Here is a 23834-nt window from a genome sequence, read left to right as displayed (position 1 = left end):
GCGGCAAAGCAATTTAAGAATTGCTTACAACTACGTGCGCAGATTGTCAAACTTGAATCGCGTCGCGCAGCCATTCCAGCGCGTCGCCATCGATGGCGACGACGTCGAAGCGGCAGGGCGGCAGGGTGGGCAGGCGCTGCAGGTAGACCTGGGCGGCGCGCACCAGGCGGCGGATTTTATGCGGGGTGATGCTGGCGGCGGCCCCGCCGTGGCGGCGGTCGGCGCGCTGGCGCACCTCGACGAAGACGAGCGACTCGCCGTCGCGCATGATCAGGTCGATCTCTCCGCCCTTGCACGTAAAATTCGCTTCGACCAGGACCAGGCCGTGGCGGCGCAGGTAGCGCAGCGCGGTCTGCTCCCAGTCGCGGCCCTGGGACTGCTTCTCCGAGAGCTTGATAGGGGCCATCTCACTGCCCGATGGTCGACTTCCCGGCCACTGCCTCATACCCGACGCCGTCGCGGTAGACGGCAGCGGCCTCGTCGCGCCGCAGCGTCCAGGCGCCATTGTTGCGGCGTACCGACAGGCGTCCGGTCACGCCGTCGAGCTCGAAGTCGGCGCCCGGGCGTTGCGCCAGCGTGCGCGCCACCTGGAAGGCATCGATGCCGAGTGCATATAAGCGCTGCATGTCGAGCGAGTCGGCATCGACCGGGCGCGGATAAACCATCACGCCCGGGTGGTCCGGCTGGATGGTCCAGGGCAGGTCGACCAGGCGCACGCCGTCGAGTTCCGGCACCGACAGGCCGGGCGCGCGGCCCGGATTGGCGGCCGAGATGGCGTAGGTCGGCAGCGAGGTGCCGAGCGCGCTGCGTACCTGGCGCAGGGCGCCGGCGTCGAGCGCGGCAAACAGCAGTTCGGGACGGTCGATTTCAAGGCGCGAACGCAGTTCGGCCAGCGCATTGGCGTCGACATAGCCATCCTGGATCGGCAATTCGACGGCCGCGTTGTTGTGGCCGAAACGGGTCCAGCGCTCGCTGAACGCGCCGGCGGCGCGCTGTTGCCAGGCCGCCTTGCCGGCCAGGACCAGGGCGCGTCCGCTCGGGTGTTCCTGCGCGGCCCAGTCGGCCACTTGGCGCGCTTCTTCTTCCAGCGACAAACCCACCACCAGCATTTGCGGCGGCAAGGGACGGTCGATTTGCGGATGGTTCAGGGCCACCGTCGGCTTGGTGACGGCATTCGCTGCGATGATCGCCGCCACGCTCGAGCGCGCCAGCGGACCGACGACGATGTCATTGTCGAGCGCCGCGCGGGCATAGGTTTGCAGGGTCGACTCGGGCGAATCGCCGCTGGCGATCACATTGACTTCGATGCCGGCGCGGTCGCGTTCGTGGCCGGCGAGAAAACCGGCACGCACTGCCTGGGCGGCCTGGCCGAGGCCGGGCGACTCCAGCGGCAGCAGCAAGGCGATGCGCGCCGTGCCGCCGGGGCCGGCCTGCGCCTGCGGCCCGCGCTCGTCGGGATACAGTTCCACCGGCACCGTGCGGGTTTCCGAACTCGGCGCCGGCGTCGGCGGCGGCGGTTCCACCGGGCGCGCACTTGTGTTTGGCTCGAGGGGCGCGCACAATCCGCCCGGTACGCCGCAACCCAGATCGGGCGGCAGAGGCGTGCTGCCGCAGCCGGCCAGGCCAACCATTAAACCAGTAGCAGCGGTGGCAATCACGCCGTTCAGACTTTTTATGCGCATCGTATCCTCAACATGACCGACAACCAGTCCATCGATATCGCCCAGCTTCCTGTAATGGCCGAGGCAGCTCAACAGTCTTATCCTACAGCAACTTTATACGTGGTGGCCACACCGATCGGCAACGCCACCGACATCACGCTGCGCGCGCTGCACCTGCTGGCGCTGGCAGACGTGGTCGCCTGTGAGGATACCCGCAAAACCGGCGCCCTGCTCACCCGTTACGGCTTGAACAAGCAGATGGTGGCAGCGCACCAGCACAACGAGCGCGAAGCGGCCGACAAGCTGGTTGCGCGCTTGCACGCCGGCGAACGTGTCGCTTTGGTGTCGGACGCCGGCACCCCCGCCGTCTCCGACCCCGGCGCGCGCATCGTCGACGCCGTACGCGCGGCCGGCCTGCGCGTGATCCCGCTGCCGGGCGCGTCGGCGTCGGTGGCGGCCCTGTCCGCCTCTGGCCTGGTCAACGACCGTTTTAACTTTGTCGGCTTCCTGCCGGCCAAATCGAAGCAGCGCGAAGCGGCGTTATTGGAACTGGTGCGCGAACCGGCCACGCTGGTGATCTACGAGGCGCCGCACCGCATCGTCGATTGCGTCGAGGGGCTGATGGCCGTGTTCGAGCCGGCGCGCCAGGTCGTGTTCGCGCGCGAACTCACTAAACTGTTCGAGGAAGTGCACCGCTGCCCGCTGCATGAGGCGCTGGCCTGGGTGAAAGCCGACCAGCACCGCGAGCGCGGCGAATTCGTCGTGCTGATCGAGGGCGCGACGATCGAGACCGCTGCCCAGGATGCCGAAGCCGAGCGCATCCTGAATATTTTATTGAGCGAATGCAGCGTGAAACAGGCGGCGAATCTGACGGCGCAGATTACCGGGCGCAAGAAGAATGCCTTGTATGAGCGGGCCTTGCAGATTAGAGGTGAGTAGTTGTAGGGTGGGCACTTGTGCCCACGCGCTTTCACCGTCGAACCTGTGTCGGCTCGGCATTCAACCCGTTTATTTTGATTGCCTGTCGCCACGGCATTCGCCTGATGCGCAATCCTTGATCAACCGCCGTACCGCGTGGGCACAAAGTGCCCACGCGCCGGTTCGTGGTGCATTTCACCACTTGCAGCCGCTGTCCTTCTTGTCCGCCAGGAGGAACAGCGGCGCCAATAACCCCCCTGGAATCCCATCCTTGCAATCCCTGCGCTTGGCCGCCCCGATCGCGCGCGCGGCGCGGGTTTCGGTCTCTAGAGGCTTGTCGGGAAACTGTCCGATCGCCGTGCCTTCCTTGGCCGGATCGCGGATGTGCGCCAGCGAGCGTGCCATCGTGCGCGCGGCTTCGCGGTCGAAGCGCGGGGTCTCGGGCGCCTCTTCGGGTTGCGGTGCCTGCTCCATCGTAAAGGGATCGGGCTGGCTGGGTTCGGGCGCGGGATCGACCGCAATCACGGGCCGCGGCGTCTTTCGTGACGGCGCAGGCCGCACCGGACGCGGCGTGGTGACGGCAGGTGCAGGTTCGTCGACCCGGGGCGCGGGCGCAGGTGGTGGCGGAGGCGGGCGCAGGCGCACCGCCAGCGGACGCGGCGGCGGCGCCACGGCGGGCGGTGCCGGCGCCTGCAGGTGGAGCACCAGCGCGTGTATCGCCAGCGAGAGCGCGAGCCCGGCGCCGATGCGCCGCTGTAGCTGGCGCATGTCGCCTGCAAAAACGCTGCCGCCCGCCGCTGCCAAACGCGCCATTCCTTCATTGTCTCCCAGGTCTCTGCAGAAAAATCCAGAAAATGAAAACCTGACCTTGATCAAAGGAATCTCAGCCGCTATAATATGTGTCTTCGGAGTGTAGCGCAGCCCGGTAGCGCACCTGGTTTGGGACCAGGGGGTCCAAGGTTCGAATCCTTGTACTCCGACCAGTATGAAGAAAAAAGCCGACAGCGAAAGTTGTCGGCTTTTTTCGTTGTCGCAAGGCCGACGCAATGAATAAAAAAGAAAGCGCCCGTCGAACAAGCTTCGACAGGGCGCTTTTTTATTGGTTCAGCCCAGGCGTTTCGCCGCCAGCGCATTCCCGGCGCGGCTGGAACCCTTGCGGCCCAACTGCTGCGCGATGAACTGGCCGGCATCCACCACCTGGTCGAGGTCGATCCCGGTCTCGATGCCGAGGCCGTGCAGCAGGTAGAGCACGTCTTCGGTCGCGACGTTGCCGGTCGCGCCCTTGGCATACGGGCAGCCGCCCAGGCCCGAGACCGACGAGTGGAAAATTTCGACGCCGACTTCCAGGCTGGCGTAGATGTTCGCCAGTGCCTGGCCATAGGTATCGTGGAAGTGGCCGGACAATTGCTTCAGCGGGAATTCGCGCGCGGCGGCCAGCATCACCGCCTGGGTCTGGCGCGCGGTGGCCACGCCGATGGTGTCGGCAATGTCGATCTCGTCGCAGCCGAGGTCGCGCATGCGCCGCACCACGTCGGCCACGGCGTCCAATGACACCTCGCCCTGGTAGGGGCAGCCAAAGGCGGTGCTGATGCTGCCGCGCAGGCGCAAGCCGTTCGCCTTGGCCGCTTTCGCCACCGGCTCGAAGCGCGCGATCGATTCGGCGATCGAACAATTGATGTTCTTTTGCGAAAAGGCTTCCGAGGCCGAACCGAAGATCACGACTTCATCGGCTTTACTGGCCAGCGCCGCTTCGAACCCCTGCATGTTCGGCGTCAGCGCCGAATAGATCGTGCCGGGCAGGCGCATGATCTTCGCCATGACTTCGGTACTGGTCGCCATCTGCGGCACCCATTTCGGCGACACGAACGACGCCGCTTCGACATTGGAAAAGCCCGCGCGCGACAGGCGGTCGACCAGTTCGATTTTCACTTCCGCACTGATGGTTTCCTTTTCGTTTTGCAGGCCGTCGCGCGGACCGACTTCGACGATTTTGACTTTCTTCGGCAGGTCAGGCTGATGGTTCATTTTCAGTATCCCAGGTTGCGGTCGACGATATCGTCCACCGGTTGGCCGGCCTCGAAGGCGGCGATTTTGTCGGCGATCTGGCGCAGCGCATCGGCGCGCAAGGTGACGGCCGAAATGTGCGGCGTGATCGTGATGCGCGGCTCGTCCCAGAACGGGTGCGGCGCCGGCAGTGGTTCGTTGCGGAACACGTCGAGGGTGGCGCCGGCGATGTGGCCGGCGCGGATCAGCGCCAGCAAATCCGGCTCGGCCACCTGGGCGCCGCGCGCGACGTTGATCAAATAGGCGCCGCGCGGCAGCGTCGCCAGGCGGCGGCGGTCGAGCAGGTTGTTCGTCTCGGCCGTGAGCGGCAGCAGCGACACCAGCACGCGCGTGCCGCCCAGGAAATCATCGAGCTGGTCCATGCCGGCGAAGCAGTCGACACCCGTCACTTCCTTCGGCGTGCGGCTCCAGCCGCGCACCGGAAAGCCGAACCCGCGCATGGTCTCGGCCACGTATAAACCCAGCTTGCCGAGTCCCATGACGCCGACCGTGAATTCTTCGCGGGCATATATTGGCAGCGGCGCCCACAGGCCATGGCGCCGTTGTTCCTCGTATTCGTCGAAGCGGCGGAAGTAGCGCAGCGTCGCATACGCCACGTATTCCGCCATCTGCCGCGCCATGCCGGCGTCGCCCAGGCGCACGATCGGCACCGGCGGCAGCGTATCTCCGAATTTGAGAATTGCATCCGCACCCGCGCCCATCAGGAACACGGCCTTTACGCCGCCGAGTTGCGCCAGCAGCGCGGCCGATGGATTCCACAGCACTGCGTAGTCACAGGCGGGGAGCATATCTCCTTCCTGCCAGCCGAGCGTGTCGGCGCCGGGCAGCACGCGGGCGACATCCTCGGCCCAGGCGCCGACCTGCCCATCGCCCCGGTACAGCAGGATGCGCATCAGGCAGCCTTGAACGCCAGCAGCGGCGCGCCGTCCGCCACCTGGTCGCCGACCGCGTACAGCACTTCTTCGACCAGGCCGTCGCCCGGTGCGGCAATCGTGTGCTCCATCTTCATCGCTTCCATGATGACGAGCGGGTCGCCCTTCTTCACGCTCTGGCCGCCCTCGACCAGCACCGCGACGACCTTGCCCGGCATCGGCGCGGTCAGGCGTCCGCCGGCAGCTTCCGCCTCGCCGGCATGCGCCATCGGGTCGTTGTAAGCGAAGGTATGGTGCTCGCCGTTCGAGAACACGTGGAACAAATCTCCGTCGCGGCGCACGGCGCCGTGCATCGATTGTTCACCCAGGCGCACCGACAGCGTCGCGCCATCGTGGCCGCTCACCGTCAAGGGCTGTTTGACGCCATCGACGTCGAGTTCCCAGCCTTGCGGGTGGTAAACCACGCCCACCTGGTACGCGCCGCCGGGCAGGCCGGCGGCATACTCGTCGCCGAACGACAGCACGCGGCGATAGTCTCCGTTCAGGCGCCAGCCCTGCGCCTGGCCCCACGGGTCAGCTGCATTCGACGACGCGCCGGCCGATTGGCGCCGTTCCGATTCGATCAGGGACACCGCGGCCAGGGCCAGCGCACCGGCCGGCGCCGGGCGCAGCGGCGGGAACAGCGTCGCCGTGTTCCGTTCGATCAGGCCGGTATCGAGGTCGGCCGTGGCAAATGCCTCGCCTTCGACCAGGCGTTTCAAAAAGGCGATGTTGGTTGCCAGCCCGACAATCTGGAATTCGGCCAGCGCCTGCGACAGCCGCGCCAGCGCTTGCGTGCGGTCCGCGCCCCAGACGATCAATTTGGCGATCATCGGATCGTAGAACGGAGAAATCGCATCGCCTTCGCGCACACCGGAATCGATGCGCACGGCGGCCGGTTCCACGCCCGCCACGCCGCCCAGCTCGAAGTTGACGGCCGCAGGCGTATCCATGTGGCGCAGCGTGCCGATCGACGGCAGAAAACCCTTCTCTGGATTCTCGGCATAGATGCGCGCCTCGATCGCGTGGCCGTGGATGCCGAGCTCGCTCTGTTTTTTCGGCAGCGGTTCGCCAAAGGCGACGCGCAGCTGCCATTCGACCAGGTCGGTCCCGGTGATCATTTCGGTGACCGGGTGTTCCACCTGCAGGCGCGTATTCATCTCCATGAAGTAGAACGAGCCATCCTGGTTGGCGATGAATTCGACGGTGCCGGCGCCGACATAGCCGACGGCGCGCGCCGCGTTCACCGCCGCTTCGCCCATCGCCGCGCGACGGTCTGCCGGCATGCCCGGCGCCGGCGCTTCTTCCAGCACCTTCTGGTGGCGGCGCTGCACCGAGCAGTCGCGCTCGTGCAGGTAGACGCAGTTGCCGAGTTTATCGGCGAACACCTGGATTTCGATATGGCGTGGGCGCGTCAAGTATTTTTCGACCAGCACCTTGTCGTCGCCGAAGGAGCTGATCGCTTCTCTCTTGCACGAGCCGAGCGCGGCGACGAAATCCTCGCTGCGTTCGACCACGCGCATGCCCTTGCCGCCGCCGCCGGCACTGGCCTTTAACAGTACCGGATAGCCGATACCGTCGGCTTGCTGACGCAGGAATTCCGGATTCTGGTTGTCGCCATGGTAGCCCGGCACCAGCGGCACGTTGGCGCCTTCCATCAGCTGCTTGGCAGCCGACTTCGAGCCCATCGCGCGCATCGAGGAACCCGGCGGACCGATGAAGACCAGGCCGGCCGCTTGGACGGCTTCGGCGAACTCCGCGTTCTCGGACAGGAAACCGTAGCCGGGGTGGATCGCCTGGGCGCCGGTGGCCTTTGCCACCTCGATGATTTTCTGGCCGCGCAAATAACTTTCCTTGGCCGCGGCCGGCCCGATCAACACCGCCTCATCGCAGACCGCCACGTGTTTCGACCCGGCGTCCGCTTCCGAATACACGGCGACGGTACGGATACCCATGCGGCGCGCGGTGGCGGCGACACGGCAGGCGATTTCGCCACGGTTGGCGATGAGGATTTTGGTGAACATGCGTGTTGTCTCGCTTTATATTGTCGTTGATCGGGTAGTACAGGCGTTAGCAGCCGCAGGCTTCCTTCGGCGCCGACTCTAGCGTGGCCGAACGGGTTTTCAGGCCCAGCTTGGCCAGCAGGATGCGGTCGTCTTCCGCTTCCGGATTGCCGGTGGTGAGCAGCTTGTCGCCATAGAAAATCGAATTCGCGCCGGCCATGAAGCACATCGTCTGCACCGCTTCGCCCAGCTGGCGCCGGCCGGCCGACAAGCGCACGCGCGCCTGCGGCATGGTGATGCGCGCCACCGCGATGGTGCGCACGAATTCGAGCGGGTCGAGCGGATCGAGGCCGTGCAGCGGCGTGCCTTCGACCTGCACCAGGTGATTCACCGGCACCGATTCCGGGTACGGATTCAGGTTCGCCAATTGCGCGATCAGGCCGGCGCGCTGCTCGCGCGTCTCGCCCATGCCGACGATCCCGCCGCAGCAGACCTTTAAACCTGCCTGGCGCACGCGGCCGAGGGTATCGAGGCGGTCCTGGTATTCGCGGGTCGAGATGACGTTGTTATAGAAATCGGGCGCGGTGTCGATGTTGTGGTTGTAGAAATCGAGGCCGGCCTTTTTCAGCTGCTCGGCCTGTCCCTCTTCGAGCATGCCCAGCGTGGCGCAGGTTTCCATGCCCAGCGCTTTTACTTCGCGCACCATTTCTTCGACCTTTTCCATGTCGCGCTCTTTCGGGCTGCGCCAGGCGGCGCCCATGCAGAAGCGGGTGGCGCCGTTGGCCTTGGCCTGGCGCGCCGCGTCGAGCACGGTGTCGATGTCGAGGATTTTCTTGGCTTCGACACCGGTATCGTAGCGCGCCGCTTGCGGGCAGTAGCCGCAGTCTTCCTCGCAACCGCCGGTCTTGATCGACAGCAGGGTCGCCAGTTCGACGTCGCCGTCGGGGAAGTGGGCGCGGTGCGCTTCCTGGGCGCGGAACATCAATTCGTTGAACGGCAGTTCGAACAGGGACAGCACATCGGCCAGCGGCCAGGTGGCATCAAACCGTTCCTTGATGGCGGCGGTCGGGCGGTGCAGGGCGACGGTGTGGGGAGCGTTCATTGGATACTTCCTTCAGGTGGTGCCGACCCCGCGCGACGGCCAGCCCGGCAGTCCCGCGAGATCGATGAATCGGGCCGCGTTGGCGGCAGTTGCTTGTTCGAGGCGCGGCACCACACCCAGCAACGGGGCCGGGATGCGCGCTGCCAGCGCCTCGATGTTTTCGTCAAAATAGGCCATGTCCGGGTCGGCCGTGTTCGCGACCCAGCCGGCCAGCACCAGGTTGCGCGCGACGATTGCCTCGACGGTCAAGAGCGCATGGCTGATGCAGCCCAGGCGCATGCCGACCACCAGGATCACGGGCAGATTCAGCTGTTCGGCAAGTTGGGCGCTGTCGAAGGTATCGGAAAAGGGCACGCAAAAGCCGCCCACGCCTTCGACCACGACCGCATCCGACGCCGCCAGGATCTCGGCATAGGCGGCGATGATCGGCACCGGCTCGATCGTCACGTTTTCCATGGCGGCCGCGATGTGCGGCGCGCAGGCGGCGCGCAGCATGTAGGGCGTCGTGATGTTCTGCGGCAGGTGCACGTTGCCGGCGGCGGCCAGCATGTCGGCGTCTTCGTTGTGCAGCTCGCCCTCGACCATGTCGGCGCCGGCCGCGACCGGCTTCATGCCGCAGGCGCGCTGGCCGCTGTCGACCAGGGTGTGCAGGATGGCGGCGGAGACCAGGGTCTTGCCGATTTCGGTGTCGGTGCCGGTCACGAAACAGCAAAAGCGCGACGGGATGCCCTCGGCGGCGAGGGCCTCGGCGGGCGCCGGTACCGGTTCCTCGACCGGCTTGGGCAGCGTGGCGGTGCGTCCGGCCGCGATCTCGGTGGCCGGTTCCAGCGGCTCGTTCAGGTTCTTGCTCACAGGGTCTCCCGTTCCAGTTCGTTCAGTGCGCCGGCCAGCTGCGCCACTTCGTCGTGCGTGTGTGCGGCCGACAGGGTAACGCGCAGGCGCGCCGTGCCTTGTGGGACCGTCGGCGGGCGGATCGCCGGCACCCACACACCGCGCCCGTACAATGCGGCGGCGATGCGCAGCGCCTCGTCGTTGGGACCGATGACGATCGGCTGGATCGGCGTATTTGACGCCACCCGCTGCCAGCGCTGCAACTGCAGTTCCGCGTCCAGCTGGGCGATCAGCAGGGCGAGATGGCTGCGCAGGGCCACGCCTTCGTCGCCGCTGATGATGTCGAGGCTGGTCAACAAGGCATGCGCCAGCGCCGGCGCCGCCGCGGTCGTATAAATGTAGGGGCGCGCGCGCTGGATCATCAGCTCGATCACGCTGGCATGGGCAGCGATAAACGCGCCGCCGACGCCGGCCGCCTTGCCGAGGGTGCCGACGTACACGAGATGCGGCGAGCGCACATTAAAATGTTCGAGCGCGCCGCGGCCGTGGGCGCCCAGTACGCCGAAGCCATGGGCATCGTCGACGATCAGCCAGGCGCCGTGGCGTTCGCACAGGGCCAGCAGTTGCGGCAGCGGCGCCAGGTCGCCATCCATGCTGAAGACGGCGTCGGTGGCGACGATTTTGGTGCTGGCGCTGCTCGCGTCCAGCAGCGCATCGAGCGCAGCGATATCGCCGTGCGGGTAGACCTTGACGTCCGCGCGAGCAAGGCGGGCGCCGTCGATCAGCGACGCATGGTTCAGCGCTTCGGAAAAGATCGTCGCATCCTTGTCGCCACCGAGTCCGGTCAAGACGGCCAGGTTGGCCATGTAGCCGGTACTGAAATACAGCGCGCGCGCTTCCTCGACATGGGGCGCGGCGAATTCGGCCAGGCGCTCCTCGAGCAGCGCATGGGCGCGGCTATGGCCGCTGATCAGGTGCGAGGCGCCGCTGCCGGCGCCATACAGCTGAGCGCCGGTGCGCAGGGCTTCGACCACGCGCGGGTGCGCGGCCAGGCCCAGGTAATCGTTGCTGCAAAAGGCCAGCATGGCGCGCCCGTCGACCACCTGCAGCGGCGCGCAGCGGGTGTCGGCAATGCGCCGCCGGCGCAGCAGGCTCTGTGCGTCGAGCGCGGCCAGCTTGCGGTTGACGTTCTCGATCAGCTCCATCATGACCCTGCGATCACGGATTCGAATACGGTTTTCACACGTATACTGAGCAGGTCGATCTCTTCCTCGTCCAGCACATACGGCGGCATCACGTACACGGTGCGGCCGATCGGGCGCAGCAGCAGTTCCTGGTCGAGCGCGCTGGTAAAGAAGCGCCGGGCAAAGGTCGCGGCGCGGTCGCTGTCCGGTTCGACCGCATCGAATGCGAAGATCATGCCGCGCTGCCTGAAATGGCGCACGCGTTCGTGTTCGGCCAGCGGCGCCATGGCGATGGTCAGTTTGGTCGCCAGTTCACGGTTGCGGTTCAAGACGTCGTCGTCGCGGAAGATCTGCAAGGTCGCCAGCGCCGCGCGGCAAGCCAGCGCATTGCCCGTGTACGAGTGCGAGTGCAGGAAGCCGCGCGTGATGTCTTCGCTGTAGAACGACTGGTAGATGGCGTCGGTTGTCAGCACCAGCGACAAGGGCAGGTAGCCGCCGCTGATGCCTTTCGAGAGACATAAAAAGTCCGGCCAGATGGCGGCCTGTTCGCAGGCAAAGAAAGTGCCGGTGCGCCCGCAACCGACCGCGATTTCGTCGGCGATCAGGTGGACGTGGTAACGGTCGCACAGTTCGCGCAGCAACTCCAGGTACAGCGGGTCGTACATCGCCATGCCGGTGGCGCACTGCACCAGCGGCTCGACGATCATCGCGGCGATCTTGTTCCCACGTTCCGCGAACAAGCTTTCGACGTCCTTCAATGCACGGCGCGCCACGTCCTGGCTCGATTCCCCCTCCATCGCATTGCGCGCGTCCGGCGAGGCCACCACGTGCGAGGCGCGCAGCAACGGGCCGTAGGCATCCTTGAACAGCGGCACGTCGGTGACGGACAGGGCCCCGATGGTCTCGCCATGATAGCTGCCCTGCAGGCAGACGAATTCCTGCTTGTCGCTGAAGCCCGCGTTGCGCCAAGCGTGAAAACTCATCTTCATCGCGATCTCGACCGCCGAGGCGCCGTCGGACGCATAAAAGGCGTGGCCGAGCGCGTGACCGGTCATGCTGGCCAGCTGCTCCGACAGTTCGATCACCGGTTCATGGGTAAATCCGGCCAGCATCGCGTGTTCCAGCGTATCGAGCTGCTCCTTCAAGGCCGCGTTGATGCGCGGGTTGGCGTGGCCGAACAAATTGACCCACCAAGAGCTGATCGCGTCCAGGTAGCGTTTGTCTTCGTGGTCGTACAGCCACGGCCCTTCCCCCCGCTTGACCGCGATCAGCGGCACCTCTTCGTGGTGCTGCATCTGCGTGCAGGGGTGCCATACGCTGCGCAGGCTGCGTGCGATCCAGTCGGAGGAGGTGTGCTGCTTCACGATGATTCCTGTTGTTTCTATTACGTCTTAATTGAGCCAGTCCGGCTTGCGTTTCTCGAGGAAGGAGGCCACGCCTTCGCGTCCCTCGTTCGATGCGCGAATCGCCGCGATGCGCTCGGCGGTGTCGAGCAGCAGCGCGTCCGTGACCGGCTGGCCGACGACTTCGCGCACCAGCTTTTTCGCTTCCAGCACCGCGTTCGGGCTGTTCGACACCAGCGCCTTGACGATGGCGGCGACGCTCGTATCGAGGTTCTCCGCCACGACCACTTCATGGGCAAAACCCATGCGCAGCGCGGCGGCGGCGTCGAAACGCTCGGCCGTTAAAAAATAGCGGCGCGCCGCCTGTTCGCCCATCGCCTTGATCACGTACGGAGAAATGGTCGCCGGGATCAGCCCGAGTTTGACTTCGGACAGGCAGAAGTTTACTCCTTCGGCGGCTACCACGATATCGCAGGCCGCGACCAGGCCCATGCCGCCGGCATAGCAGTCGCCCTGCACCTTGGCGACAACCGGCTTCGGACACAGGTAAATCGTGCGCAGCATGTCGGCCAGGCGCGCCGCGTCGGCGCGGTTTTCGTCGTGCGAGTAGCCGGCCATCTTCTTCATCCAGTTCAGATCCGCGCCGGCGCAAAAGGCCGGGCCGTTCGCCGCCAGCACCACGGCGCGCACCAGTTCGTTGCGGCCGAGTTCATCGAAGGCGAGGGCCAGTTCGGCGATCGCCTGTTCATTGAAGGCGTTGCGCAGTTCCGGGCGGTTCAGGGTGACGGTGGCGACCTTATCGGCGATGCCGATGCTGAGGGTGTCATAGTTCATGGTCGACTCTCCTTACATGCGGAACACGCCGAACTTCGTCTCTTCGATCGGCGCGTTCAGCGCCGCCGAGAGGCCCAGGCCCAGCACCATGCGCGTGTCGGCCGGGTCGATGACGCCGTCGTCCCACAGGCGCGCCGACGCGTAATACGGGTGGCCCTGGTGTTCGTACTGTTCCTTGATCGGCTGTTTGAAGGCCGCTTCCTCGTCCTGCGACCACTGCCCGCCTTTACCCTCGATGCCGTCGCGCTTGACGGTGGCCAGCACCGACGCCGCCTGGTCGCCGCCCATCACGGAAATGCGCGCGTTCGGCCACATCCACAGGAAGCGCGGCGAAAAGGCGCGGCCGCACATGCCGTAGTTACCGGCGCCGAAGGAGCCGCCGATGATGACGGTGAACTTCGGTACCGAGGCGGTGGCGACGGCAGTGACCATCTTGGCGCCGTTGCGGGCAATCCCCTCGTTTTCGTATTTTCTACCGACCATGAAGCCGGTGATGTTTTGCAGGAAGACCAGGGGGATCTTGCGCTGGCAGCACAGTTCGATGAAGTGGGTGCCTTTCAGGGCCGACTCCGAGAACAGGATGCCGTTGTTGGCGATGATGCCGACTTTCACGCCGTAGATATGGGCGAAGCCGCACACCAGCGTGGTGCCGTATCTCGCCTTGAACTCGTCGAACTCGCTGCCGTCGACCACGCGCGCGATCACTTCGCGCACGTCGAAGGGTTTGCGGGTGTCGACCGGGATCACGCCATACAGTTCCTGCGCCGGATATTTCGGCTCCACGCTTTCGCGGATCGCGCCCTGCACCGGTTTGACACGGTTCAGGTTCGAGACGATGTTCCGCGCCAGCGACAGCGCATGTAAATCGTTCTGGGCCAGGTGGTCGACCACGCCCGACAGGCGGGTGTGGACGTCGCCGCCGCCCAGGTCTTCGGCGCTGACCACTTCACCGGTCGCCGCTTTTACCAAAGGCGGGCCGCCGAGGAAGATCGTGCCTTGCTCCTTGACGATGATCGATTCGTCGCTCATCGCCGGCACGTAGGCGCCGCCGGCGGTGCACGAACCCATCACCACCGCGATCTGCGGGATGCCCTTGGCCGACAGGTTCGCTTGGTTGTAAAAGATGCGGCCGAAGTGGTCGCGGTCGGGGAAGACGTCGTCCTGGTTCGGCAGGTTGGCGCCGCCCGAGTCGACCAGGTAGATGCACGGCAGGTTGTTCTGCTCGGCGATTTCCTGGGCGCGCAGGTGTTTTTTGACCGTCATCGGGTAATAGGTGCCGCCCTTGACCGTGGCGTCGTTACAGACGATCACGCATTCCTGGCCAGCGACGCGGCCGATGCCGGTGATGATGCCGGCGGCGGGTGCCGCTCCGTCATACATCTCGTAGGCGGCCAGCTGGGAAAACTCGAGGAAGGGCGTGCCCGGGTCGAGCAGCATCTGCACGCGGTCGCGCGGCAGCAGTTTGCCGCGCGCGACGTGCTTGGCGCGCGCGGATTCGCCGCCGCCCGCGGCGATTGCCGCCACCCTGGCGCGCAAGTCGTCGACGATGGTCTGCATGGCCGTGGCGTTGGCTTTGAAATCGTCGCCGCGTGGATTGAGTTTGCTCTCGATATGGGGCATGCCGTCCTCTATTCTTCTGTCTCGTTACTTCGGAAATGTGCCGTCCAGATAGAACCAGCGCACCTGGCCGCCAAGTGCCGGGTCGGGTTCGCGCAGGAAGCGGCTCAGCTCGTGCAAGCGGTGCGCGCGTCCGCCGACCTTGAAACGCGCGACGAATTCGACCGTATCGCTATCTGGATCTTGCGGCAATTCTGCTTTACGTTGACGTAAACGTAAAGCAGATTTTATCTCCAATCCCAGCCAGCGCAGCTGTTCGTCGGGGTCGAGGATGGCGTCATGCGGCCGCGTGCCCGGATGCCAGGTCGCGCGCAGGTAGGCTTCGTTGCGCTGGGTATATGCCGTGTAGCGCGAGCGCATCAGGGCTTCGGCGGTGGGCGGCAGGGCGTCGCCGGCGATGAAGGGACCGCAGCAGGTGGCAAGCGCCGGGCCGCCGCATGGGCAGCCGGCAGGAAATGTGTTCGTGGTAGCCATCCTGGCATTATCCGCGACTTGGGGATTTTTCGGAGGAGCAGGCGCGGACGCTGGACCTTGTCGAAAAATCTTACAACCGTCAACTTGTCTGAATCGCCAATAATCGTAAGTACATGAAATAAAACATTAATTGCTTATTGGCATGACTATTGCTTAATAAAAATCACAATTAATTTTTAGAAACGTACCATGTCCAAAATTTCCGCTGTATTCGCCGCTACCCTGTTCAGCCTGGCTGCAAGTGCCCACGCCACTCCCCTGGTCGGCATGACCGGCATCTACAAGGGCGACAACGTCAAGGCAGCTTCCGTCGTACTGCCAAGCCCGGACCGCGATGGCATCAGCATCGACTTCACCTTCAGCTTTACCGGTTCGACCAACCCGAAATTCCTGGGTGGCCTGGAAGACAACGATTATTTCGCCTTCTGGTTCGGCGGCGATTCGAACAGCCCGAGCATCGGCGTGAAAGCCAACTGCGGCGGCGGCAAAGCCTGCACCGACGACGTCTTCGTGCGCTTCGGCGGCCAGGAAGGTCAATTCATCACCGGCAGCAACCTGCAAGCCGGCAAGGATTACCGCGTATTCGGTTACCTGTACAAGACCGACGACAGCGCCGTCTACAATAATTTCGACGCCTGGCTGAACCCGTCCAAGCAGGAACTGGCCTCGCTGAGCGGCGCCGACGTGCATGCCGTCCCAGGCAAGAAAGCCGCCGGCAAGACCACCCTGACCGAAGTGACGACCGTCGGTTATCGCACGGCTAACCTGAACAATGGCGTCGCCTTTACGGTCAGCGCCGCCGACCTGGACGTGAAGCCGGTCCCGGAACCGGGCAGCCTGGCACTGATGAGCCTGGCGATGGTCGGCCTGGCCTGCGTGCGTCGCCGCAAGCGCGGCTGATCGTAGTCCGCTTCACCCCCGAACCCAGCCGCGCGCTGGGTTTTTTTATGGCGCCGCCAGCGCAAGCGACACCGTAAACCTGCTGCCGGCACCGGGCCCGTCGCTATGCGCCGTCACCGTGCCGCCATGCAGGTGGACGACGTTTTTCACCAGCGCCAGCCCGATCCCGAGCCCACCCTGCGAGCGGTCGGGCGTACGTTCGGCCTGGGTAAACAAGTCGAATACCTGCGGCAGCAGGTGCCTGTCGATGCCGATGCCGTTGTCCTGCACGTCGATGTGTACGGTACTGGCATCGCACTCGGCCGCCAGCAGGATGCGCCCGCCGCGCGGTGTGTACTTTGCCGCATTGTTGAGCAGGTTGGCCAGCACCTGCACCAGCCGGTTGGGGTCGCCCGCGACGGTGCTGCCCGGCGGCGCCTGCTGGACCGTCAAGGCGTGTGCGCGCGCTTCGATCAGCGGCCGCGCCTGCTCGACGGCGCTGCCGATGGCGGCATTCACGTCGACCGGTATGTTATCCAGCTGGATCAGGCCGCGGGTGACGCGCGAGATGTCGAGCAGGTCGTCCACCAGCGAGGTGAGATGTTTGACCTGGCGGCAGATGACTTCGCTCGAGCGGCGCACCCGTTCTTCGTTGGCGCTGCGGATTTTCAGTAGCTCGGCGGCTGCGGAAATCGGCGCCAGCGGGTTGCGCAATTCGTGCGCCAGCATGGCAAGAAATTCGTCCTTGCGGCGGTCCTGCTCTTTCAGCGAACTGTACAGCCGCGCATTTTCGAAACCGTTGGCGGCGATCGAGGCCAGCTGCACCAGGATCGCTTCGTCCTGCTCGCTAAATTCGCCCTCGATCTTGTCGGACGCCTGGATCAGGCCGATGTTCTGGCCCTTGCGGTCGACCAGCGGCACCGCCAGCCAGCCGCGGATCGGCGGGTGCTGCGCCGCGTGCTTGCCGAACCCCTTCCACGCCGGATGCGCTTCCAGCTGCGCCTGGGTCAGGCGCAGCACCTGGTTGGTGCGGCACACGTGCGCATAAATGCCGCTGCCGTCCGGTTTGACGTCATAGTCGCGGTAGCGCGCGTATTTGTCCGACATCGACACCGCATTGATTTCCTGGTCGCCGCCGACGTTCAGCGACACCACCGCCTGGTGCACTTCCAGGATCGCGCGCACTTCCTCGACCAGCCCGGCGGCGATGTCCTCGCTCGCCAGCGCGCTGCCGAGGGTGCGCGACGCCTGCGCCACCTTGATCAATAAAGCCGAATGGCGCTGCTCGCGGTCCAGGCGCGCGGCCAGTTCGGCCTGGGCCGTGACCATCGCATGGATATCCTTGTTGGAGCCGATCCACTCGCGTACCGTCCCGTCGGCGCCCTCGATCGGCACCCCTTTCACCGCCGTCCAGCGGTAAGTCCCGTCCAGCTGGCGCAGGCGGTATTCGGTCTCGTAGACGGCGCGCGTGGCGGTGCATTCGACCCAGGTCTGGCGCGCGCGTTCGCGGTCGTCCGGATGCACGGCATCGAGCCAGCCGTCTTCTTTCCACTCTTCGTAGCTCTGGCCGGTGACCGCGCGCCACGAGGGCGAATCTTCCAGCACGCGGCCGTCGGGCGCGGTGCTCCACACGGTTTGCGAGGTTGCCATCACCAGCGAGCGAAAGCGCTGTTCGCGCTCGCGCAAGGCGTTTTCCGACAGTACACGTTCGGTGATGTCCTCGTGCATCAGCATGACTTCGAGGATGCGGCCGTCGCCATCCTTGATCGGGTGCGCGCGCGCCGTCACCCAGCGCGCCCGGCCGCTGCCGCCAAGGACAGTCACGTCGTAATACACGGCCGGCACTTCGACCGATTCCCCGTCCAGCGCCTGGCGCAGGTAGCCGGCGATGCCGCTGTCGACCAGCTGCGGGTCGCTCAGCAGGTTGTACTCGCTGCTCAGGATAAAGGCGTGCAGCGAGGTGCCGGCGTGGATCTCCCACAAGTCTTCCCAGGCTTTGTTGACGCGCAGCGTGCGCCCGTCAGGGGCGAGGATCTGGATGCTGGTCGGCGCCTGCTCGAACAGTTCGCGAAAGCGCGTCTCGGAACTGGGGTGCGGGTCGGGTCCTGAAGAAACGAATAGATAGTCGGGCGACATGGGGTCCAGGAGCGAGGATGTCGCGGCCGCAGGATTGGCCGCGTGAAAGGTGCGCGCAGCATGATGTCATAGTTTCACGCCAGCCGCTCGACAATGACATTCTGCCCCAGCCCTTCGATCTCTTCAATGCAGCTGGAATTCCTCGGTCGATACGAACAGGTCCCAGCAGGCGATGAACAGCGCCGCGATCACCGGACCGATCACAAAACCGTTCAGGCCGAACAAGGCCATGCCGCCGATGGTCGAGAGCAGCACCAGGTAGTCCGGCATTTTCGTATCCTTGCCGACCAGGATCGGACGCAGCACGTTGTCGACCAGGCCGATGACGAGCACGCCAAAGGCGATCAGCACCACGCCCTGCCAGATCGCGCCCGTCACCAGGAAATACACGGCCACCGGCGCCCACACGATGGCGGCGCCGACGGCCGGCAGCAGCGACAGGAAGGCCATCACCACCGCCCACAGCAAGGCGCCCTGGACGCCGAGGAACCAGAAGATCAGGCCGCCGAGCGCGCCTTGCGCCGCCGCCACCAGCACGTTGCCCTTGACGGTGGCGCGGATCACGGTCGTGAAATTGCTGAACAGGCGCTGCTTGTAGTTGCTGCTCAGCGGAAAGGCGCGCTTGATGCGGGTCGCCAGCGACTGGCCGTCGCGCAGCAGGAAGAACAGCAGGTACAGCATGATGACCAGGCTCACCAGGAAGTCGAAGGTGCGGCTGCCGATGGCAATCGCCTGGCGCGCCGCCGTCTGGCTCAGTTGGGCCGCGCCTTCGGTCAGCTTTTGCTGCAGCGACGACAAATCGGTCAATTCGAACCGCTCCAGCAGGTTTTCCATCCACTGCGGCAGCGAATGCACGATGCGCAGGAAATAGGCGCCGAAGTCGATCTGGCCCGAGCTGACCATCTCGTAGATCGCAAGCGCTTGTGTGACCAGCGAAGCACTGATGAGCGACAACGGCAGGATCACCATCACGACGATCAACAGCAGCGTCAGCAGCGCCGCCACCGTCGGCTTGTACCTGGTGGCGCGCAGCAGGTAGCGGTACAAGGGTGCGAACAGGATCGCCAGCACCACGCCCCAGAACACGGCGCCGGAATACGGCAGCAGGATCCAGCCGAAGGCGAGGGTGACGATGGTCAGCAGGATCAGGAAGAATTTTTGCTGCAAGTTGTACTGGGTCATGATGCTGATGCTCTTTTTATAATGTTGGCTTCATGATAGTGCATGCGCTCGCCGACGGACGTGGCGTACCTAACGCCGGGCAAGAAAAAACCCGCGGCAGCGGGTCACACGTGGCGTGTGCGTGCCTCAGCGCTTCAGCGCCAGCATGTCCAGCGCAAACGGCGGCGCTTTACCGAGCATCAGGTCGGCCAGCACGCGCGCGCTGCCGGCGGCAAAGGTAAACCCGAGCGGGCCGTGGCCGACGTTCAGCCACAGGTTCGACAGCGGCGTCGCGCCGATCAACGGGGCGCTGTTCGGGGTCGCCGGACGCAGGCCGGCCCAGGCCGAGAGCCGGTCGTAGTCGGCCGCGTGCGGCATGGTGGCGCGCACCTGGCGCGTCAGGCTGGCGATGCGTTTCGCCGTGAGAGTGAGGTCTTCGCCGACCATGTCGACCATCGCCGCCACCCGCAGTTTGTCGCCGATGCGCGCATACAGCACCTTGCGTTCGAAGTCGGTTACGCTGATCTCGGGCGCGGTGTCGCCGGGACGGATCGGCGCTGTCAGGCTGTAGCCTTTCAGCGGGTACAGCGGCAATTTGACGCCGGCGTGCGCGGCCAGGTTGCGGCTGTCGATGCCGGCGGCCAGCACGAAGGCGTCGCCGCCGATGGCGCCGACGTTCGTGTCCAGTCCCACCACCTTGCCGCCGGTGGCGGCGATGCGCCTCACCTCGGCCTGTACAAACCCTCTAAAACGCGGGTGGGCGCGCACCCGGTCGGCCAGTGCCACGCAAAAGGCGTGGCAATCGGCCACCGCTTCGCCGCCGTTATAGATGCCGCCGGCCAGCTGCGCACGCGCCGCCGCCAGCGCCGGTTCGCGGGCGGCGCATTCGGCGCCGCTCCAGATTTCTCCGGCGGTGGCCTTGCCGGCCGCCTGCTCGAAAATTTTAGTAGAGCGGTACACCACCAGCTTGCCGGCGTCGCGCCAGGCAAAATCGTCGGGCGAGACGATGTGTTCCAGCTGCTTCATGCCGGCACGCGAGAGTTCTCCCAGTTCCAGCAGCTTGGCCGTGGTGCGGCGGTTGGCGCCGGCCGTGCACTGGCCGAGAAAACTCGCCAGCCAGGTCCATTGGCGCAGGTCGAATTCGGGTTTGAAGCGCAGCGGGCCGTGTTCCTGGAACAGCCAGGCGATCGCTTTCACGGGTACGCCGGCGTCGGCCAGGGGAGAGACGTAGCGGTAGCTCAGCTGGCCGCCATTGGCGTTGCTGGCGCCGGTCGCCACTTCCGGCGCCCGCTCGACCACGGTCACGCCAAAGCCGGCCTCGAGCAGCCACCAGGCCGACGTCAGGCCCACCACGCCGCCGCCAATGACGATTATCTGCTGCATCCCTGTACCGTTATTTTGCTGTCATGGGCGAACAGCTTAGGGGCAGGCGGCGTGCACGGCCAATGAAAGTGACACGTCACGCCATAACCGGCAGTCATGAGAATATTGGAGACAATCTGCCGCTAGCCGGCGATGGCATGCCGGAACATGCTCGTCAATATGCGTTCCTCGTAACGCGCCAGCGCCGAGTACGCACCCTGTTGCAGGCCGGGGTCGCTCGAGCTGCCGCCGGCGAGCACGATCATGCCGTTGCGGCGTTTCAGGTCCGCCGCGAACACCGAACGCAAGCCATAGGCGTCGCCCAGGTGCCCGACCGCATCGAAGCCGCCCTCGACCAGGCGCCGCCCCGGTTGGTCGGGAAACTGGGCATTGCCCAGGCCCCAGGCGTTGAAGAAGCCGTTCATCGTGTCGCCATTGCTACCTGCACCGTCCGCCGTCCACTGGCGCGTGAACATGCGTTGGAGCGTGGCGTTTTCCAGGATGCGCCGGCCTTCGTGCACGCCGCCGTTCATCAGCATCAGCATGAGGGTACCGAGATCGCGCGCGGAAATGCGCAGGCCGCCGGTCGGGCTGAAGGGCGTGGCATTCGCGCCGACCACGTAACGTTCGATGGCGGGCGGCGCCGGCGGCTGCGCATGATAATCGTCGACCTGGGCAATCCAGGGACCGTTCGCATCCCAGATTTCGGTGTCGACCGTGCGCTTGCGGTACAGGGTGGCAAGATTATCCAGCGCCGCCGGTGCCAGTACCGATGGGTTGTAGCCGGCCTGCAGGCCAAGCGGTTGCAGCAGCAGGCGGCCCATCAGGCGATCGAAGCGTTCGCCGCTGACACGTTCCATCAGGGTGCCGATCAAGCCCCAGCCGAGATTGCAATAAGTAAAATAGTCGCCGGGGCCGGCCTTGTTGGACCACATGGCGCCATTGCCGTACAGGCGCGCGCCCGGCGTGACGAACTCGCGCAGTGCGGTCCCGGCCGGGAAGGAGTAGCCGGCATCGTCGCGCAGCGAGGACGTGTGGGTGAGCAGGTGGCGCAGGGTGATGGCGCGTTCGGGAAAGTGCGGATTGCGCAAACTGAAACCGAGGCAGACGGAGACGTCGGCATCGAGATCGAGGGTATGTTCTTCGACCAGGCGCATCAGGCCGAGCGTGGTGACCATTTTCGAGACCGAGGCGATCCGATACAGGGTGTCCCGGTTCGCAGGCAGGTCAGGACGCTCTCCATTGCCGATCCGGCGCCGCCCGAACTGGCCTTCGTAGACGACCTTGCCGGCGCGGATCGCCAGCACCGACAGGCTGGCCAGGGTACAGGCCGGGTCGGCGGCGATGGCGGCCAGTTCGCGATCGAGTGGCGCGTGGCGGTTGCCGCCCGGCACCGCGGCCAGCAACGGGTTGATCGCGCCACATAAAGCCAATCCAAGCACCGTTCTTCTGTTCATGCTGTCTCCCGTAGCGACGTGTTTGCCACATCATAATCGATGCGTCCACGCGATTTTCAGCCTGCCGGGCCCGCACTCGCCTTACACTGGCGGTGATGCATACCCGCCCAAGAACAAGAACATGAACCAAGCCACTGCCGATTTCAAAATCGATCTCAACGACAATTCGCCGCTGTACCTGCAGCTGGCGCGCAAACTCACGCAGGATGTGCGCGAAGGCCGCTACCAGGCCGACCAGGCGCTGCCGTCGGAGCGCACGCTGTCCGAGCAGCAGGGCGTCTCGCGCGTCACCGCCCGCAAAGCGATCGACCAGCTGGTCGAGCAGGGGCTGGTGGTGCGCCGGCGCGGGTCGGGCAACTACATTGCGCCGCGCATCGAGCAGCCATTGTCGACCCTGTCGAGCTTTTCCGAGCAGTTGCAGCAGCGCGGCTATACGCCGAATTCGCGCTGGTTGAAACGCGAGGTGGTGGCCGCCGACGCCGACGAGCAGCTGGCGCTGGGCCTGTCGCCCGGCGCGCGGGTGGCGCGCCTGGAGCGCTTGCGCCTGGCCGACGAGGTCGTGATGGCCTACGAGACCAGCGTGATTCCCGCCAGCGTGCTGCCCGATCCGGCGGCGGTCGACCGTTCGTTGTATGCGCACCTGGAACGCGGCGGCCAGATGCCGGTGCGCGCGTTGCAGCACATCCGCGCCATGAACGCGTCGCCGGCGCTGGCGCAGCAGCTGGGCGTGGCGGAAGGGCAGGCGGTGCTGTTCATCACCCGCGTCGGTTACCTCGAATCGGGCGTGGCGGTGGAGCTGACCCATTCGTATTGCCGCAGCGATTATTACGATTTCGTGGCGGAGCTGCGCCGCCCGGCAAGCTGAGCGGCATAACCTGATGGAATGACGCCGGCCCTTCCTTTCATGGGAAGTCTTGTTCAATTGGTATTACACTGGTTTTATCGATACTCCCGCCGGACCGCCATCATGCTGAAAACCGAAACCCCAGCCCAGGACCACGCCCTGCTCGACCAATACCTGACCGCGGAGCTGGTGAATGTGCTGGTGGACGACCAGGTCAATGCGGTGAACGCCGTGCGCGCCGCCGCGCCGCGTATCGCCGCCGCCGTCGCCGCCGCACTGCCGCGGGTGGAAGCGGGCGGGCGCCTGGTGTATGTCGGCGCCGGCACCTCGGGCCGCCTGGGCGTGCTCGACAGCGTGGAACTGTACCCGACCTTTTCCTGGCCGCATGGGCGCGCGGTGGCCCTGCTGGCCGGCGGCAACGATGCCATGTTCGTCGCCGTCGAAGGCGCCGAAGACGATCTGGAACAGGGCGCGGCCGACCTGCGCTCGGTGAACGTGACCCACGACGACGTCGTGCTGCTGGTGGCCGCCTCCGGCGCCACGCCTTATGTACTGGGCGCCTTGCGCGCCGCCCGTGCGGTGGGTGCGCTGACGATCGGCTTTGCCAACAATGTCGACGCCCCGGTTGCCACCGAAGCCGAGATCGGCGTGACCCTCGATACCGGCACGGAAGTCATTTCCGGCAGTACGCGCTTAAAAGCCGGGACCTCACAAAAGATTGCCTTGAACACTTTTTCGAGTGCCTTGATGGTGCGTTTGAACAAGGTTTATGGCAACCTGATGGTAGACTTGAAGGCCACCAACGCCAAGCTGGTGCGCCGCGCCATCCGCCTGACCGCCTTTGCTACCGGCGCCGACGAGGAAGCGGCGCGCGCGGTGCTGGAACAATGCGATTTCCACGTCAAGACCGCGATCGTGGCCTTGTCCAACAACATCGGTGTCGAGCAAGCACGGGCCTTGCTGGAAGCGGCGCGCGGCAGCGTGCGCCAGGCACTCGCCCAGTAGTCCAGTCAGCATGGCGCTGGCCGGCGGCGCTGGCCGGCCCCTTGCCCG

21 protein-coding genes and 1 tRNA gene are annotated in these 23834 nt (G+C 65.4%); 5 read left to right on the top strand and 17 right to left on the bottom strand.

Annotated elements, in window-relative coordinates:
- Nucleotides 1-46: 46 nt before the first annotated feature.
- Both AC56LG_RS13585 and AC56LG_RS13580 read right to left on the bottom strand, forming a co-directional pair.
- On the bottom strand, nucleotides 47-406 hold the full coding sequence (locus AC56LG_RS13585) for a YraN family protein (protein WP_497166607.1): 360 nt from the start codon (nucleotides 404-406) through the stop codon (nucleotides 47-49).
- Between the two features lies 1 nt (nucleotide 407).
- Nucleotides 408-1682, bottom strand: a complete 1275-nt coding sequence (locus AC56LG_RS13580) for a penicillin-binding protein activator (protein ID WP_497166606.1) — start codon at nucleotides 1680-1682, stop codon at nucleotides 408-410.
- Nucleotides 1683-1694: 12 nt separating this feature from the next.
- Between AC56LG_RS13580 and rsmI the strand changes: the two genes are divergently transcribed.
- A complete protein-coding gene (rsmI, locus tag AC56LG_RS13575; RefSeq protein ID WP_497166605.1) occupies nucleotides 1695-2600 on the top strand; it encodes a 16S rRNA (cytidine(1402)-2'-O)-methyltransferase in 906 nt (301 codons plus the stop codon).
- 174 nt (nucleotides 2601-2774) lie between these two features.
- Here rsmI and AC56LG_RS13570 read toward each other — a convergent pair whose 3' ends face one another.
- Nucleotides 2775-3347, bottom strand: coding sequence for a hypothetical protein (locus AC56LG_RS13570; protein ID WP_497166604.1), 573 nt, complete (start codon nucleotides 3345-3347; stop codon nucleotides 2775-2777).
- A 138-nt stretch (nucleotides 3348-3485) separates the two neighbouring features.
- On the opposite strand from AC56LG_RS13570, the gene AC56LG_RS13565 reads away from it, so the two are divergent.
- Nucleotides 3486-3562, top strand: a tRNA-Pro gene (locus AC56LG_RS13565).
- Between the two features lie 121 nt (nucleotides 3563-3683).
- Here the strand turns inward: AC56LG_RS13565 and AC56LG_RS13560 are convergent.
- The 10 genes from AC56LG_RS13560 to AC56LG_RS13515 form a co-directional block, all read right to left on the bottom strand.
- A complete protein-coding gene (locus AC56LG_RS13560; protein WP_497166603.1) occupies nucleotides 3684-4604 on the bottom strand; it encodes a hydroxymethylglutaryl-CoA lyase in 921 nt (306 codons plus the stop codon).
- Nucleotides 4605-4606: 2 nt separating this feature from the next.
- Complete coding sequence (locus AC56LG_RS13555; RefSeq protein ID WP_497166602.1) at nucleotides 4607-5536, bottom strand: 2-hydroxyacid dehydrogenase; 930 nt, start codon at nucleotides 5534-5536, stop codon at nucleotides 4607-4609.
- Complete coding sequence (locus tag AC56LG_RS13550) at nucleotides 5536-7578, bottom strand: acetyl/propionyl/methylcrotonyl-CoA carboxylase subunit alpha (RefSeq protein ID WP_497166601.1); 2043 nt, start codon at nucleotides 7576-7578, stop codon at nucleotides 5536-5538. The genes AC56LG_RS13555 and AC56LG_RS13550 overlap by 1 nt, the downstream gene beginning before the upstream one ends.
- A 46-nt stretch (nucleotides 7579-7624) precedes the next feature.
- Nucleotides 7625-8659, bottom strand: a complete 1035-nt coding sequence (gene bioB / locus AC56LG_RS13545) for a biotin synthase BioB (protein WP_497166600.1) — start codon at nucleotides 8657-8659, stop codon at nucleotides 7625-7627.
- Nucleotides 8660-8671: 12 nt separating this feature from the next.
- Nucleotides 8672-9445 (bottom strand): dethiobiotin synthase, encoded by a 774-nt coding sequence (gene bioD, locus AC56LG_RS13540; protein ID WP_497166899.1) that lies wholly within the window; start codon nucleotides 9443-9445, stop codon nucleotides 8672-8674.
- Between the two features lie 62 nt (nucleotides 9446-9507).
- Complete coding sequence (bioF, locus tag AC56LG_RS13535; protein WP_497166898.1) at nucleotides 9508-10695, bottom strand: 8-amino-7-oxononanoate synthase; 1188 nt, start codon at nucleotides 10693-10695, stop codon at nucleotides 9508-9510.
- A complete protein-coding gene (bioA, locus tag AC56LG_RS13530; RefSeq protein ID WP_497166599.1) occupies nucleotides 10695-12038 on the bottom strand; it encodes an adenosylmethionine--8-amino-7-oxononanoate transaminase in 1344 nt (447 codons plus the stop codon). The genes bioF and bioA overlap by 1 nt, the downstream gene beginning before the upstream one ends.
- A gap of 27 nt (nucleotides 12039-12065) precedes the next feature.
- Nucleotides 12066-12851 (bottom strand): enoyl-CoA hydratase/isomerase family protein, encoded by a 786-nt coding sequence (locus AC56LG_RS13525; RefSeq protein WP_497166598.1) that lies wholly within the window; start codon nucleotides 12849-12851, stop codon nucleotides 12066-12068.
- A gap of 12 nt (nucleotides 12852-12863) precedes the next feature.
- The gene (locus tag AC56LG_RS13520) at nucleotides 12864-14471 is read right to left on the bottom strand and encodes a carboxyl transferase domain-containing protein (RefSeq protein WP_497166597.1); all 1608 of its coding nucleotides are present in this window, start codon (nucleotides 14469-14471) and stop codon (nucleotides 12864-12866) included.
- A gap of 24 nt (nucleotides 14472-14495) precedes the next feature.
- Nucleotides 14496-14942 (bottom strand): YchJ family protein, encoded by a 447-nt coding sequence (locus tag AC56LG_RS13515; RefSeq protein ID WP_497166596.1) that lies wholly within the window; start codon nucleotides 14940-14942, stop codon nucleotides 14496-14498.
- A gap of 189 nt (nucleotides 14943-15131) precedes the next feature.
- Between AC56LG_RS13515 and AC56LG_RS13510 the strand changes: the two genes are divergently transcribed.
- The gene (locus tag AC56LG_RS13510) at nucleotides 15132-15842 is read left to right on the top strand and encodes a PEP-CTERM sorting domain-containing protein (RefSeq protein WP_497166595.1); all 711 of its coding nucleotides are present in this window, start codon (nucleotides 15132-15134) and stop codon (nucleotides 15840-15842) included.
- A 45-nt stretch (nucleotides 15843-15887) separates the two neighbouring features.
- Here the strand turns inward: AC56LG_RS13510 and AC56LG_RS13505 are convergent, their stop codons facing one another.
- The 4 genes from AC56LG_RS13505 to AC56LG_RS13490 form a co-directional block, all read right to left on the bottom strand.
- Nucleotides 15888-17957 (bottom strand): PAS domain-containing sensor histidine kinase, encoded by a 2070-nt coding sequence (locus AC56LG_RS13505; RefSeq protein ID WP_497166594.1) that lies wholly within the window; start codon nucleotides 17955-17957, stop codon nucleotides 15888-15890.
- A 123-nt stretch (nucleotides 17958-18080) separates the two neighbouring features.
- A complete protein-coding gene (locus tag AC56LG_RS13500) occupies nucleotides 18081-19139 on the bottom strand; it encodes an AI-2E family transporter (protein ID WP_497166593.1) in 1059 nt (352 codons plus the stop codon).
- Nucleotides 19140-19265: 126 nt separating this feature from the next.
- On the bottom strand, nucleotides 19266-20501 hold the full coding sequence (locus AC56LG_RS13495; protein ID WP_497166592.1) for a D-amino acid dehydrogenase: 1236 nt from the start codon (nucleotides 20499-20501) through the stop codon (nucleotides 19266-19268).
- A 122-nt stretch (nucleotides 20502-20623) separates the two neighbouring features.
- Nucleotides 20624-21937 (bottom strand): serine hydrolase domain-containing protein, encoded by a 1314-nt coding sequence (locus AC56LG_RS13490; RefSeq protein ID WP_497166591.1) that lies wholly within the window; start codon nucleotides 21935-21937, stop codon nucleotides 20624-20626.
- 121 nt (nucleotides 21938-22058) lie between these two features.
- Between AC56LG_RS13490 and AC56LG_RS13485 the strand changes: the two genes are divergently transcribed.
- Together AC56LG_RS13485 and murQ are read left to right on the top strand one after the other, a co-directional pair.
- On the top strand, nucleotides 22059-22802 hold the full coding sequence (locus AC56LG_RS13485) for a GntR family transcriptional regulator (protein ID WP_497166590.1): 744 nt from the start codon (nucleotides 22059-22061) through the stop codon (nucleotides 22800-22802).
- Between the two features lie 102 nt (nucleotides 22803-22904).
- Entirely contained in the window at nucleotides 22905-23786 is an 882-nt protein-coding gene (gene murQ / locus AC56LG_RS13480; RefSeq protein ID WP_497166589.1) for an N-acetylmuramic acid 6-phosphate etherase, read from the top strand.
- Nucleotides 23787-23834 lie beyond the last annotated feature (48 nt).

It is taken from the genome of Telluria sp. ZB2R32 (assembly GCF_059685715.1).
The sequence above is the reverse complement of the archived record's forward strand: the minus strand, read 5'-3'. Positions and strand labels throughout refer to the sequence as shown.